The sequence below is a fragment of the Oerskovia sp. USHLN155 genome (genome assembly GCF_037145535.1).
Taxonomy (GTDB): domain Bacteria; phylum Actinomycetota; class Actinomycetes; order Actinomycetales; family Cellulomonadaceae; genus Oerskovia; species Oerskovia rustica.
Genome location: NZ_JBBCXG010000004.1, coordinates 213899 through 227862, shown reverse-complemented (window position 1 = coordinate 227862; position 13964 = coordinate 213899). Strand labels below are relative to the sequence as shown.

Below are 13964 nucleotides of genomic sequence, written 5' to 3'. Positions count from 1 at the left end.
GCGTGGCGGCAGCGTGGTCCGGACTGCTCGTGGCACCGTGGACGCATCGTCGACCCGTCCTCGGAGGTCCCGCATGAAGTGGCTCAAGCGCGTCGGCGACGCGTTCCTCACGGCCGCCGCGGTCGCCGGGGTGCTCGGACTCGTGCTGTTCCTCGGCATCCAGACGGGCAACCTGCAGTCCCTCGTCGTCGTCTCGGGGTCGATGATCCCCACCTACGAGGTCGGCGACGGGATCGTCTCGCGCCGCGTCCCGGCCCGGGCGCTCGAGGTCGGCGACGTCGTGAGCGTCTTCACGCGCGACGGGGTGCTCGTCACGCACCGCATCGTCGAGGTCGAGGACGGGCCGGGGGATGCTCGCACCCTGACGCTGCGCGGCGACAACAACCCGGTCGACGACCCCGACCCCTACGTGGTCGAGGACGCCCTGGTGCCCATGGTCCGGATCCCGGGAGCCCGGGACGCGGTCGAGGTCCTGCGTCGCCCGGCCGTCGGGATCCCGATCGTCGTCGCGGCGTGCGCCCTCGTCGGGTTCGCGCTCATGCCGTCCTCGAAGAAGCGCGCCGCGGAGGACGGTGCCGCCGTGGCGCCCGACGCCGTGGACGCCCAGGGGCCCACGACGCCGGATCGGTAGACTGCGGTCCCGTGAAGATCCTCGTCATCGGTTCGGGTGCCCGCGAGCACGCCATCGTCCACTCGTTCGCCCAGGAGGCCGCGGCCACCGGTGCGGAGGCGCACGAGCTGCACGCCGCCCCCGGCAACCCCGGCATCGGCGAGCTCGCGACCCTGCACGCGGTCAGCGCGGTCGACGGAGGGGCCGTCGCGGCACTCGCGACCAGCCTCGGCGCGGACCTCGTCGTGATCGGCCCCGAGGCACCGCTCGTCGCGGGGGTCGCGGACGCGGTGCGCGCGGCCGGCATCGACTGCTTCGGGCCGAGCGCGCAGGCTGCCGCGCTCGAGGGCTCCAAGGCGTTCGCCAAGGACGTCATGGCCGCCGCGTCGGTCCCGACCGCACTCGCGCACGTCTGCACCGACATCGACCAGGTCGCCGACGCGCTCGACGCGTTCGGCGCTCCCTACGTCGTCAAGGACGACGGGCTGGCCGCGGGCAAGGGCGTCGTCGTGACCGACGACCGCCAGGAGGCGCTCGAGCACGCGCAGGCCTGCTTCGCGACGCCGCGCCCCGGTGCGGGGGACCCCGTCGTGGTCATCGAGGAGTACCTCGACGGTCCCGAGGTCTCGCTCTTCTGCCTGTCCGACGGTACGAGCGTCGTCCCCCTGGCCCCCGCGCAGGACTTCAAGCGCGCGTTCGACGGCGACGCCGGCCCCAACACGGGAGGCATGGGCGCCTACAGCCCGCTGCCGTGGGCCCCGGAGGGCCTGACCGAGGAGGTCGTGACCCGGGTCGCGCAGCCCACGATCGACGAGATGGCGCGCCGCGGCACGCCGTTCGCCGGCGTCCTCTACGTGGGCCTTGCGCTCACGAGCCGTGGCACCCGCGTGGTCGAGTTCAACGCGCGCTTCGGTGACCCGGAGACGCAGGTCGTCCTGGCCCGCCTCACGACCCCGCTCTCCGCAGTGCTGCGCGCAGCGGCTCGCGGCGAGCTCGCGGACTTCCCGCGCCTGCGCTGGTCCGACGACGCCGCGGTCACCGTGGTCGTCGCCGCCAACGGCTACCCCTCCACCGTCCGCAGCGGCGACCCGATCACGGGCATCGACCGTGCCGAGGCGGTCGAGGGCGTGCACGTCCTGCACGCGGGCACGGCGCTCGACGAGGGCACGCTGCGCAGCGCGGGCGGCCGCGTGCTGTCGGTCGTCGCCCGCGGCGAGGACCTCGCGGAGGCGCGTCGCCGGGTGTACGCGGGCGTCGACCACGTCGTCCTGCCCGGCTCGCACCACCGCACCGACATCGCTGAGAAGGCCGCGCGGGGCTGACCGTGCGCCTCTGACGGCCCGTGAGGGCCGTGCGCGTGAGGCGGACCGGCGGACGAGGAAGGGCCCGCGAGCCGATGCTCGCGGGCCCTCACCGTCCGGTGCCGTCCGACACAGGGGACCCGGACGGCGCCTCGTGGCCCGAGGGCCACGGACGTCCTGGTCAGGAGGTCGTGCAGGACGTGCCGTTGAGGGCGAACGCGACGGGCGCACCGTTCGTGCCGCTGTGGTCGGCGTTGAAGCCGACCTCGACGGATGCGCCGGGTGCGAGGTTCGCGTTCCAGGAGAGCCCGGTCACCGTGACGTTCGCGCCGGACTGTGTGAACTGACCCGACCACGAGTTGGTGATGGTCTGACCCGACGGGAACGCGAAGGCCAGGCTCCAGCCGTTGATCGTGCTGGTCGAGGTGTTCGTGACCTTCACGGTGCCCGTGAAGCCCGAGCCCCAGCTGTTCGCCGAGTAGGCGACCGTGCACGAGCCGGGTGGCGGCACGACGATCGTCGTGGTCGTCGCGCTCACCGCGGCAGAGGCCGCCGAGAGGTTGCCCGCGGTGTCCTTGGCCCGGACCGTGTACGAGTACGTGGTGCCCGCCGTCAGACCCGTGTCGGTGAAGGACGTCCCGGTCGGGGTACCGACCTGGGCTCCGTTGCGCAGGACCACGTAGCCGGCCACGCCGACGTCGTCGGTCGACGCGTTCCAGGAGAGCGGGACGGTGCTCGCCGTGGTCGTCCCCGCGGTCAGACCCGTGGGTGTCGAGGGCGGCAGGTCCGTCTGGCCCGCCGCGGTCGTGACCGACCGGGCGGCAGACGGCGTCGAGACGTTGCCGGCCGCGTCGCGCGCCGTGACCGTGAACGAGTACGTGGTCGCGGGGCTCAGACCCGTCGCCGTGAAGCTCGTCGAGGTCGAGGTGCCGACCTGCACGCCGTTGCGGTAGATCGTGTAGCCCGTCACGCCGACCGCGTCGGTCGAGGCCGTCCACGAGAGCGGGACCGAGGTGGCCGTGGCCGTGCCCGCGACGAGGCCCGTCGGGGCCGTGGGAGCCGTCACGTCGCCGGGCGTCGTGCCGCCGCCCTCGATGACCGGGTAGGCGTTCTCGACGAGCATCTCGAACTGCGCGTCGAACCACTGGCCCGCGAGCGGGGCCCCGCCCAGCGCGCCCGTCAGCTGGTTGGCGAGCTTGGGCGAGACGAACGTCGGGTCGCACATACGGTCGAACCGCTTGCCCTGGTCGTTCGGGATGTCCGTCGATGCGCCGTCGGACTCGCCCGGAGGCTTGACCCACACGAACGCGTGCAGGTGCGACTCGGGGTAGCCCGAGGGCGTGGCCTGCGGGCGCTCACCGATCCCGGCGCCCGCCGGGTTGCACCACGCGCCACGGTGGACGCGCTTGTCCACGCGGGACTCGTCGACGTAGGTGTTGTGGTTCGTCGACGTGCTGACCGCGGTCGGTCGAGCGTCGCCGCCCCAGCCGTTGCGGGACGTGTCGATGAGCATGCCGATCGAGGCCGGGAAGCCCTCGGCGACCAGGAGGTCGTAGAGGTGCGCGGTCCAGTCGGTCTCGTCGAAGTCGGCGTTCCACTCGTAGAAGCTCGACGACCGGACCGGCGTGCCGCCGATCTGGATGTCCTCGAGGAACGGCTCGGCCAGCGGCGTCGAGTTCGCGGTGTTGGTCACGAAGCCCGTGACCGACGCGAAGCCCGCGTTCGTCGACCTCACGACGTCGGCGAAGAGCTTGGCGGCGGGGCCCGAGTTGCTCGGCCAGCCCAGCCAGCCCGCGTGCGCGGCGTCGATGTAGGAGTAGACGTTGCCGACCGTGTGGAGCTCGTCGAGCGCATACTTCACGCCCGCGCGGTAGTACGGGGCGGACTGCTGGCAGTCGGGCGTGCTGATGTTGGTGATGAGGTTCGGCAGCGAGTCGGGCTCGATCGTCGCGGCGATGCGCAGCGAGTCGTACCTGGGGTCGTCGAGGATGTCGACGATCGGGTCGATGTACTCGTTCTTGTAGCGCACGAGCCCGGCGTCCGTGGCCGGCAGCTCACCGTTCGAGGCGAGCGCGTAGCAGTCACGACCCGGCAGGTCGTAGATGACCAGGTTGAAGACGATCGGCACCCCGGCGTCCTTCTGGGCGAGCGCCTCGTCCAGGTGGTACCGCAGGCCGGGGCCGTCGACGTTGCCCTCGATCGCGCTGATCCGGTCCATCCAGACGGCCGTGGGCTCGTCCGAGATCGCCTGCATCTTCACAGCCAGGTCGCCGTCGGCGCGGGCGGCGGCCGCTTCCACGGCGCCCGACCAGTACGGGTTCACGTACTGGGTCGCACCGGCGTACGGGTTCGCGACGCGTGCCTCGGCGGCGGCGGCCGGGATCTGAGCGAGCGTGAGGGGTGCGGCGACCAGCGCCGCAGCAGCCATGGCTGTCGCGCCCTTGCGCAGCCGATGGGGGGTTGGTGACACGAGGTCCTCCTGAGGTTCGTCCTCGGACCGGACGACACCGGCCGGTCCGTGCCGCGGGGGTGCGGCGTCGAGCGCAACGTGTCACGGACCGGGTGAGGACGGAACGGCGTGAAACGTTTAGGACGACTCGGCCGATCACCCGGCGGCGGACCGGAGGTGACAGGCGAACGATGTGCCGTGCGAGGTCAGCGCGGAGGAGCTGTGGTGCCACGGATGACGAGCCGTCCGCCGGAGACCGTCCGAGAGGCCACGTCGTCCGGGGAGCCTCCCCCGTGTCGCCCGACGGCGTGCAGGACCTGGCGCCCCGCCTCCTGCCCGAGAGCGCGGAGAGGCCGCGCGACGGCCGTGACGGGTGGGGTCGACAGGCGCAGCACCGGGGCGTCGCGACCGGCGACGACCGACACGTCCCACGGCACGGCCAGCCCGGAGCGGCGTGCGACGTCGAGGACGACCAGGGCGCCCAGGTCGTCCGAGGTGACGATCGCCGTCGGGCGGTCCGGGGCCGCGAGCAGCCGACGAGCGGTCGTCGCCACGTCCTCCAGCGTCGTGCAGGGCTCCACGATCGTGATGCCCCCTCGACGGTCGACCTCCTCACCCACGGCGTCCGCAGCGCCGTGCCCTGACCGGAGCGGCGTCGCGGGCGCGAGCACCGCGACGTGCCGGTGTCCCAGGTCGCCGAGGTGCCGGCCGACCTTGACGTCCGCTGCGGCGTCGAGGGCCACCGTCCGCGGGGCCCAGGCCGCCGCGGACATGGTGTGCAGCGGTCCGGCCGGCCTCTGTCGCCTCGGCGCGCCACGGCCGTCGTCGAGGTCCGCCGGGCGGGGCCAGGAGACGTGGTCGACCAGCACGGCCACGACGCCGAGCCGTTCGACGACGGCGAGGCGAGGGTCGTCGGTCCGGATCCCGGTCATGACGAAGGCGTCGTAGCGGTGCTCGGCCCACCAGGTCGCGATCGCGGCCGCCGCCGCGGACGGGGACTCCACGAGGTGCACGGCCAACGGGAGGTCGGCGCCGAGGACGTCGCGAAGTCCGTCGGCGAGCTCGAGATCGGCGTCGGCCGACGTCGCCCCGACCGTGTCCCGGACCAGGAGCAGCGCGACCGTCCCGGGCGTGCCGCGCAGGGCCCTGGCTGCGGCGCTGGGTCGCCAACCGAGTTCCTCTGCGACCTGGAGCACGCGGCGTCTGGTGCGTTCGGAGACGCCCGGGCGCCCGTTGAGGGCGTAGGAGACCACCGCGATCGACACCCCGGCCGCGCGGGCGACGTCGGTGATGGTGGGACGTCTACCGGTAGCAATCGGGCTTTCCGGACGTGAGAATGTGGCCACGGTCACACAGCATGCCGCAGGCGGCGCGCGCAGCACGACCCGACCGGCCCGACGGCGGACCGGTCGCACGGAGAACGCGGTACACGACGGAGTGGACACCATGGTCGATGTCACGACCCACCGACGAAACCTCACGATCGGTGTGCTCTCACCCGTCGTGGGCGGCTTCTACTTCGGCAAGATCCTCGCGGGGATCTCACGAGGACTGCGGACGGGGGGCCACCGGGTGGTCGCGTTCCAGACCTATCCGGCCGACCTGGACCGGGAGGAGTTCCCCGACCGGCCGCCGCCCCGGCAGGTCGTGGGGCTGGACGCGATGGACGGCGTCATCGTGGTGACGTCCGCGGTCGAGCACGACGTCCTGCGTGGGCTCGATCGGTCGGGCAAGCCTCTCGTCGTGATCAGCGAGACGGTCGACGACCTCGGGGCGCCCGTGGTCACTCCCGACAACGCGGGTGGTGTGCGCGCCGCAGTCGAGCACCTCCTCCGGCACGGCCACGAGCGCATCGGCTTTCTCGGGAACCCGCGCCAGCACGACCTCGTCGAGCGGCACGCCGCGTACGAGACCGCGCTGCGCGCCCACGGGATCGAACCCCGGCCCGAGTGGATCTATCAGACCCGCGACAACCAGGAGGCAGCGGGGGCGGCAGCAGGACGGGCCGCGCTCCAGGAGGGGCTCGACACCACCGCGACCGTCGCCGGCACCGATCGCAATGCGGTGGGCTTCCTCCGGTCGCTCGCCGACGCCGGCCTCGTGCTTCCCCGCGACCAGGCGCTGATCGGCTTCGACCACTCCGACGGTGGTGCCCGGTCCCGGCCGCGGCTCTCCTCGGTCGACCCCCATCACGACCGGGTCGGTGAGCTGGCCGCCGAGCTGTTGCTCGCGCGCATCCACGGTGAGCAGGCAGGGCCCGGCCAGCACCTCGCCGAGGCCACGCTGGTCTGCCGCGAGTCGTGCGGCTGCGTCGACAGCACAAGGACGGACCTGCTCGTCGACGGCAAGCCGACGTCGGCCGAGGTGGCGGAGGACGACACCGCCATGGCCCGCCTCGACGCCGTCGCGCGCGCCGTGCTCGACGACTCGGTCGTGCTGCGTGCCCGCCGGGGGGCGGGAAGCACAGGCTCGACCGGGTCTGGGGAGAGCGCCGTCGGTGGGTGGGTTCGGGCGGTGGTCGGCACCATGACGGACGCGGCCGGCGGCGGCACGCTGCCCGCACCGCAGTTCTACCGCGCGCTCGCCGACCGCACCGCCGTGCTGCGCCCCGTGCCCGAGGCGCTCGAGCTGCTCGTGCCGGCCGTGCGTGCGCTCGAGGCCGAGCTCCTGGTCGGGATCAAGCGCCGCGGCCCGGCGGGGTCGATCGGTGCCGTGGTCGGGGTCGGGGTAGGTGCGACGCGGGTGCGCCCGCAGGGGCGCTCGCGGGCACTGGGCGACGTGACGACCGAGATTCTCGTCGCGCTCGCCAAGGGGTGCACCCACGCGCTGCTCGTCCGGTCGGGGAACCTCGAGCGTGCGATGGTCGACCAGTACGAGCTCGACCTCGAGCTCATGCACGCCGACAGCGCCTCGCTGCGCCACCTCGACTGGCTGCCGAGGGGACAGGTGGGTCCGGCTGCGATAGCCCTCTGGAGCCCGCCCGGTGACGGGCCGGGAGGGGATGTGCTGAAGGTCGTCGGCGTCCGTGGCGGTCTGGCCGCTCAGCGCCTCGTGGGGCACAGCTTTCCCGCGGCGCAGTTCCCGCCGCGTGCGCTCCTGAGCACCGACGCCCTCTCGTTCGTCATCCCCGTGGCGTTCGACGCGAGCGACTGGGGGCACCTCGTGATCGGCGGCCCGGTCGACACCCGTGCGACCAGCGCACGCGAGAAGTACAACCACTGGGCGGCGATGCTCGCGGTCGCGCTCGATCAGGAGGATCACCTCGCCGCGCTGCGAGCCCAGCGGACGGAGCTCGAGGAGGCGGCGCTGCGCGAGCGGCGGCTGGCGGAGGAGATCAGCGTGAGCGAGGAACGCTATGCCCTGGCCTCGGTCGCCGCGTACGACGCGACCTGGGACTGGGACGTCGCGACCGGCACGGTCTACTACTCGCCGTCCTGGAGAGCGATGCTCGGCCTCCCTGCCGACGACCTGAAGGCTGCCGACCCCGAGGAGTGGCTCGACCGGGTCCATCCCGAGGACCTCCAGGCGGTCCAGGTCGCGCTCGCGGTCCAGCTCGGCGGCGTCGGCGGGAAGCTCGACCTGGAGCACCGGCTGCTGGCGGCCGACGGCCGCTACCTGCGTGTCCACTGCCGTGCCGTGACGGTGAGCGACGGCGCAGGATGCCCGACGCGGATCGTCGGGGTCCTGACGGACTGCTCGGACGAACGCCGGGAGAACGCCTCCCGGGCGGAATGCGGACCCTCCCACGGGCTCTCGGTGGTGCGCCCGCCGGTGGGTCAGGCGCAGCCGCCACCTCGCCGGGGCGGTGCGTCCGTGACTCGCGGGACCAGCGCCCCGGGCGCCGGGTGAGACGGCGCGCCCGGCGGCCGCACCGCCATCCGGACGGCCCCGGAGACCTGCGACGTGGATGAGAGACTAGGCGCCGTGACTGACTCGCGCGACGCCCTCGACACGGCCCACCTCGATCTCCCGGGGTGGCGGCACGTCTACTCGGGCAAGGTCCGCGACCTGTACGAGCCCGACCTCGCGCAGCTCGGCGGCGCCCACCCGCTCGGTGACGTCGTCCTGGTCGTCGCGAGCGATCGCGTCAGCGCGTTCGACCACGTGCTGTCCCCAGGCATCCCCGACAAGGGGGTCGTCCTGACACAGCTCAGCCTGTGGTGGTTCGACAAGCTCGCGGACCTCGTCCCGAACCACGTCGTCAGCACCGAGGCCAGCGCCATGCCGGGCGACGGTCTGGTGCCGGACCAGGTCGCAGGCCGCGCCATGATCTGCCGCCGTCTCGAGATGTTCCCGGTCGAGTGCGTCGCCCGCGGGTACCTCACGGGCTCGGGCCTCGTCGAGTACCGCGTGGACCGTACGGTGTGCGGAGTTCCGCTGCCCGAGGGGCTCGTCGACGGGTCGCGTCTGCCCGAGGCGATCTTCACCCCCGCGGCCAAGGCCGAGGTGGGGGAGCACGACGAGAACGTGTCGTTCGAGGTCGTCGCGGGGACCATCGGTCTCGACGCCGCGACCCGCCTGCGCGACCTGACCCTCGCCGTCTACTCGCGGGCCGAGGAGATCGCGCGCGAGCGCGGCGTGATCCTCGCCGACACCAAGCTCGAGTTCGGCATCGACCCCGTCACGGGCGCGACCGTCCTGGGCGACGAGGTGCTGACCCCCGACTCCTCGCGCTTCTGGCCCGCCGACCAGTGGCAGCTGGGGCGCTCGCAGCCGAGCTTCGACAAGCAGTACGTCCGCGACTGGCTCGCCTCCGAGGCCTCGGGCTGGGACCGCGCGTCCGACGCGCCGCCGCCCTCGCTGCCCGCGGACGTCGTCGAGCGCACGCGCGACCGCTACCTCGAGGCCTACGAGCGGATCACGGGCGAGTCCCTGTTCTGAGCCCGGAGCCCGTCGGGGAGCCGAGGCGCTCGCGGACGTAGCGGTGCCCGGTCGGTGACGTCCAGCGGACCGTGCCGTCGGTCGCGAGATCGGGGCGCCAGCCGGACCGTGCCCGGACCACGTGGTGGTGCCGGCACAGGGAGATGAGGTCCTCGGGCCGGACGTCGGGCTCGGGGGCGTCCGGCTCTCGCGGCGCAGGGCGGACCACGTGGTCGAGGTCGCAGCGGAACGCGGGCACCGAGCAGCCGGGAAAGGTGCACGTGCGGTCCCGTGAGAGCACGGCGGCGATCACCTGGACCCCGGGCCCGGGGCGGGCTGCGAGCGACGGATCGAACATGTGTTCGATCGTAGGCGAGGCCTCTGACACGGTCCGAGGAGGCCGCCTCCGCGCGAGTTGCCCCATGGGTCGTTGAGCGATATATATCGACCATGCCCACTGCGACGAGCGGCCCGGCCGGCGGAAAGTCCTTCCGCATGACCGAGCAGGCCTACCTGATCCTGCTGTCCCTCACCCCCGAGCCGCTGCACGGCTACGCCGTCATCCAGGCCGTCGCCGAGATCTCCGACGGGGCGACGGCCCTCGGCGCCGGCACGCTGTACGGCAACCTCGACCGGCTCTCGGGCGCGGGCCTCGTCGAGCCCGCAGGTGAGGAGGTCGTCGACGGTCGCCTCCGGCGCTACTACCGGATCACCGACGACGGCCGCCACGCCGCCGAGCAGGAGACGGACAGGCTCCGCGAGCTCGCCGCCCGGGCGCAGAAGGCCCTCGACAAGCGCAGCACCGCAGCGCGCCCGACGTCGGGCAGGCTCGCCGGAGGGCTGGCCTGATGCGCCGCCGCGACCTGACGCCCGACGAACGCTTCGAACGGTCGGCGCGCTTCTGGGCGCGGGCCTACCCACGCCGCTGGCGCGAGGTCCACGGCGACGAGCTCCTCGCGGTCCAGCAGGACGTCGCGCACGCGGCGGCAGAGGCCACCGGGGCGCCCGCGCCCGACCGGTTGAGCACCGACGAGGTCCGCAGCCTGCTGCGCGCCGGCTGGGGCCTTCGCCGGCGGGAGCGCCCGCCGCTGTGGCGGTGGGTGCTGTACCGGTGCTTCGACGTGCGGCTACCGGAGAGGTACTGGTGGTGGGTCGCGGACGACATCCACGGCCTGCTCTACCCCTGGCGTGCGGCGTTCTCCAGCATGGCTGTCGTCGCAGGCATGTGGTTCGTGCCGTGGGTGGTCCTCGAGCTCGGCCCCGGGACGAATGACGACCTCCTCTTCATCGGCGCCGACCCCACGGTCTACCTCATCCTCCTCGCAGTGGGGGTGCTGGCCGGGTTCGCGTTCCGCAAGACAAGGGTCCGGACCGCCTGGCGGCGGCACGTCATGGAGGGCAACGTGCCGCTGCCGCCGCGCGCGCCGGCTCCGCTGCCACCTGGCGTCGAGCGGCGGACGCCCACGAACGGTTCGCCCGACCCCCGGGACGCCGAACCCACCTCCTGAGGTGCGATCCCAGCGGCCGAGAACGAGGTCGGGGTCGCCGAGGCGCGCAGAACGGCCACGACCTCGTTCTCGGCACCCAGGAAGCCCCGCCCCGACCGACGCCTGAGACGCGACCCGGCCCCGTGCGCGGCCCGGGTAAACTGGCCCCGGAATCCCCACCCACCGAGATCCGTGCGACCTCGTCGCCGCCCTCGCGGCGCGCCCGAGCCTCGTGCGGACCTGTCCGAGCCGAGCCGGCCGGACCAACTTCCCGAGGAGCTCCTGTGGGACGCGTAGTCGTCGAGGTCATGCCCAAGCCCGAGATCCTGGACCCGCAGGGCAAGGCCGTCGTCGGGGCGCTCCCGCGCCTGGGCTTCACCCAGTTCACCGGCGTGCGCCAGGGCAAGCGGTTCGAGCTCGAGGTCGAGGGCGACGTCACCCCCGAGGTGCTCGCCGCGGCCCGCGAGGCCGGCGAGAAGGTCCTGTCGAACCCGGTCATCGAGGACGTCGTCCTCGTCGCCGAGCTGACGGCCGAGCTGGGCGGGGAGAGCGCCTGATGAGCGCCCCCGCAGCGACCGGCCTGGCCACGGCCCGGATCGGTGTCATCACGTTCCCCGGCACGCTCGACGACCGCGACGCGGCGCGGGCGGTGCGCCTGGCCGGCGGTGAGCCCGTGTCCCTGTGGCACGCGGACGCGGACCTGCACGGGGTCGACGCGGTCGTGCTCCCGGGCGGCTTCTCGTACGGCGACTACCTGCGCGCCGGGGCGATCAGTCGCTTCGCGCCCGTCATGGACTCGCTCGTCGACGCGGCCAAGGGTGGCCTGCCCGTCCTGGGCATCTGCAACGGCTTCCAGATCCTCACCGAGGCGCACCTGCTGCCCGGCTCGATGATCAAGAACGACCACCTCGCGTTCATCTGCCGCGAGCAGACCATGGTCGTCGAGAACGCCGACACCGCCTGGACGCGCGACTACACCGCGGGCCAGCGCATCACGGTGCCGCTCAAGAACCAGGACGGCCAGTTCGTCGCCGACGAGCGCACGCTCGACGAGCTCGAGGCCGAGGGGCGTGTCGTCTTCCGCTACGAGGGCTGGAACCCCAACGGTTCGCGCCGCAACATCGCGGGCATCTCGAACGCGGCGGGCAACGTCGTGGGCCTCATGCCGCACCCCGAGCACGCGGTCGAGGCCGGGTTCGGCCCCGCGAACGAGTCCGGCCCGCGCGCGGGCACGGACGGGCTGGGCTTCTTCACCTCGGTGCTGAGCACGCTCGTCCAGGCCTGAGAACCCCGTCGCCCCGCGCGACACTTTCGCACTGCCCGACGGCGGCGCTCACCTCCCGAGGTGAGCGCCGCCGTCGCGCACCGCGGGTATGTCCGTCCGCGATATCACCCGCTGCCTGGCCGCCCGACCCGTTACCCTGGTCCGGTGCTCACCCTCTTGTCCGGTTCCTCCGTGTTCGGCGCCCATGTGATCGACTGCGTCGCGTGGGTGACCGGGATGCTCGGCGCGGCGCCGGGCCGGGTGGGGGCGATCGGCTCGCGCATCGAGGCCGTGGTCGCGGACTGGGGCTGGTTCGGCCCGACGGGCGAGATGACCGAGCGCATCGCGTACACCCCGCTGAGGGTTGCCCTCGCACTCTTCCTCGTCACCGCGGTGGCCGCGGTCGCGGCGCTCGTGTCGAGCCTCCTGACCCGCCGGAGCCGGTGAGACGACGGGGTCAGAGCCCCGCGACCAGGTTGACGACGGCGCCGATGATCACGGTCCCGAACATGTAGGACAGCAGGGCGTGCCCCAGTGCGGTCCGGCGGATCGCGCCCGACGTCACGTTGGTGTCGGAGATCGCGAAGCTCATCCCGACCGTGAACGCCACGTACATGAAGTCGAGGTATCGGGGCGGCTCGGCCTGGTTGAAGTCGATGCCACCGTCGACGCCCGTGTAGTACTGCCGCGCGTAGGCCAGCCCGAACAGGGTGTGGACGGCCGCCCACGAGATCGCGACGCTCCCCACGGCGAACACCGCGGTGAGCGCCTGCGCGCTCTTGTCGGCGGGAGACGCGAGCAGCAGGAGCCCGACCCCGACGAGGCTCACGACCGCCGCCGCCAGGATGAACAGGTGCGCCACTCGCCGTGACGGTTCCTCGCGCGTGGCATGGCTCGCGGTCACCCGGGCGTCCATGGGCGCGATGACGGCCCAGGTCCACACGACGAACAGCAGGGCGGCGACGCTCCACCCCGCGAGGACCGCGAACCGCAGGTAGCCCTGCGAACCGAGCCAGGTCCCGACCGCCACCCCGACCAGGACCCCGGCCGCCAGGCGCCACCCGGGGCCGGGCCCGAGCCGGTCGCGGGGGACGGGGTCGGAGGGCAGGTCGGGTCCGGAGGGCGTCACGCGGTCAGTCAACCACCGGCCGCGCGGCCCGGCGCGTCGGCCGGACTCGTCCCGGGGTGTCTGCGGCTACGCCCCTTCGGCGAGGTACCGGAGCTGTGCCCGGACGCTCTGCCGTGCTGCGGAGAGCAGACCGGGGACGACGTCGCCGTAGACCGAGGCGGTCACGTCGTCGACGAGCGCCTCCGTGACCGGGTCGCCCGCTCGGGCCCCGAGCGCCGTGCGCACCTGGGCGAGCCTGCCTGCCCTGTGCTCGCGGTACGTCCGCACGACGGCGGACAGGTCACCCAGGTGCGGGCCGTGGGCAGGCAGGACCGTCGCGGCACCGATCGACTCGAGCGCGTCGAGGCTCGTGAGGTAGTCGCGGAGCGATCCGTCGGGCTCGGCGATGACCGTGGTGCCGCGACCAAGGACCGTGTCGCCCGTGAGCACGCTGCCGTGCGGTCCGTCGTCGGGGAGGTGGAAGCTCGTCGAGTCGCCCGTGTGCCCGGGAGTCGCGAGGACCTCGATCCGCAGCCCGGCCGCGTGGATCGTCTCGCCGCCTCGCAACGGGGTCGCCTCGCGGGAACGGGCCGGGTGGCAGTGCGCCGGGTCCGCGGCGCGGACCGGCGCGCCCGTGAGCTCGGCGAAGCGTGCCGCTCCTGCGGTGTGGTCGGCGTGACGGTGCGTGATCAGCACGACCTCGACGCGCGGGCCGTCGGCCAGGGCGGTGAGGTGAGCGACGTCGTCGGGCCCCGGGTCGACGACCACGCGTGTTCCGGCCCCCGGTGCGGCCAGGACGTACGACCTGGTCCCGTCGAGCGTCATGGGACCGGGGTTGGGTGCGAGCAGCACCGAGGCCAGGCCCGTGACCCGCACGGGCACGCC

General features: G+C 73.3%; 14 protein-coding genes. 9 read left to right on the top strand and 5 right to left on the bottom strand.

Annotation, left to right across the window (positions count from 1 at the left end; genetic code table 11):
- Positions 1–73 precede the first annotated feature (73 nt).
- Entirely contained in the window at positions 74–631 is a 558-nt protein-coding gene (locus WFH32_RS07360; protein ID WP_336706735.1) for a signal peptidase I, read from the top strand.
- A gap of 11 nt (positions 632–642) precedes the next feature.
- Positions 643–1932 (top strand): phosphoribosylamine--glycine ligase, encoded by a 1290-nt coding sequence (gene purD / locus WFH32_RS07355; protein ID WP_191795544.1) that lies wholly within the window; start codon positions 643–645, stop codon positions 1930–1932.
- 160 nt (positions 1933–2092) lie between these two features.
- Here the strand turns inward: purD and WFH32_RS07350 are convergent, their stop codons facing one another.
- Together WFH32_RS07350 and WFH32_RS07345 are read right to left on the bottom strand one after the other, a co-directional pair.
- On the bottom strand, positions 2093–4339 hold the full coding sequence (locus WFH32_RS07350) for a glycoside hydrolase family 6 protein (protein ID WP_442946319.1): 2247 nt from the start codon (positions 4337–4339) through the stop codon (positions 2093–2095).
- A gap of 227 nt (positions 4340–4566) precedes the next feature.
- Positions 4567–5706, bottom strand: coding sequence for a LacI family DNA-binding transcriptional regulator (locus tag WFH32_RS07345; protein ID WP_336706733.1), 1140 nt, complete (start codon positions 5704–5706; stop codon positions 4567–4569).
- Positions 5707–5806: 100 nt separating this feature from the next.
- Between WFH32_RS07345 and WFH32_RS07340 the strand changes: the two genes are divergently transcribed.
- Together WFH32_RS07340 and WFH32_RS07335 are read left to right on the top strand one after the other, a co-directional pair.
- Positions 5807–8209 carry a substrate-binding domain-containing protein gene (locus WFH32_RS07340; protein WP_336706732.1) on the top strand — a complete coding sequence of 801 codons (2403 nt, stop codon included), beginning with the start codon at positions 5807–5809 and terminating at the stop codon, positions 8207–8209.
- A gap of 75 nt (positions 8210–8284) precedes the next feature.
- Positions 8285–9241, top strand: coding sequence for a phosphoribosylaminoimidazolesuccinocarboxamide synthase (locus WFH32_RS07335; RefSeq protein ID WP_336706731.1), 957 nt, complete (start codon positions 8285–8287; stop codon positions 9239–9241).
- Here the strand turns inward: WFH32_RS07335 and WFH32_RS07330 are convergent.
- On the bottom strand, positions 9219–9578 hold the full coding sequence (locus WFH32_RS07330; protein ID WP_191795540.1) for an HNH endonuclease signature motif containing protein: 360 nt from the start codon (positions 9576–9578) through the stop codon (positions 9219–9221). The genes WFH32_RS07335 and WFH32_RS07330 overlap by 23 nt on opposite strands.
- A gap of 92 nt (positions 9579–9670) precedes the next feature.
- On the opposite strand from WFH32_RS07330, the gene WFH32_RS07325 reads away from it, so the two are divergent.
- From WFH32_RS07325 to WFH32_RS07305, 5 genes are all read left to right on the top strand, one after another.
- Positions 9671–10069: a PadR family transcriptional regulator gene (locus tag WFH32_RS07325; protein WP_225227837.1), complete on the top strand. Its 399-nt coding sequence runs from the start codon at positions 9671–9673 to the stop codon at positions 10067–10069.
- Positions 10069–10728 (top strand): hypothetical protein, encoded by a 660-nt coding sequence (locus tag WFH32_RS07320; protein ID WP_336706730.1) that lies wholly within the window; start codon positions 10069–10071, stop codon positions 10726–10728. Before WFH32_RS07325 ends, WFH32_RS07320 begins: the two co-directional genes overlap by 1 nt.
- A 263-nt stretch (positions 10729–10991) precedes the next feature.
- Positions 10992–11264 (top strand): phosphoribosylformylglycinamidine synthase subunit PurS, encoded by a 273-nt coding sequence (gene purS / locus WFH32_RS07315; protein WP_030151045.1) that lies wholly within the window; start codon positions 10992–10994, stop codon positions 11262–11264.
- The gene (purQ, locus tag WFH32_RS07310) at positions 11264–11992 is read left to right on the top strand and encodes a phosphoribosylformylglycinamidine synthase subunit PurQ (protein WP_030151044.1); all 729 of its coding nucleotides are present in this window, start codon (positions 11264–11266) and stop codon (positions 11990–11992) included. Before purS ends, purQ begins: the two co-directional genes overlap by 1 nt.
- A gap of 144 nt (positions 11993–12136) precedes the next feature.
- Positions 12137–12418: a hypothetical protein gene (locus WFH32_RS07305; RefSeq protein ID WP_030151039.1), complete on the top strand. Its 282-nt coding sequence runs from the start codon at positions 12137–12139 to the stop codon at positions 12416–12418.
- Between the two features lie 10 nt (positions 12419–12428).
- Here the strand turns inward: WFH32_RS07305 and WFH32_RS07300 are convergent, their stop codons facing one another.
- A complete protein-coding gene (locus tag WFH32_RS07300; RefSeq protein WP_191795538.1) occupies positions 12429–13100 on the bottom strand; it encodes a DUF1345 domain-containing protein in 672 nt (223 codons plus the stop codon).
- A gap of 66 nt (positions 13101–13166) precedes the next feature.
- Complete coding sequence (locus tag WFH32_RS07295) at positions 13167–13961, bottom strand: MBL fold metallo-hydrolase (RefSeq protein WP_336706826.1); 795 nt, start codon at positions 13959–13961, stop codon at positions 13167–13169.
- Positions 13962–13964 lie beyond the last annotated feature (3 nt).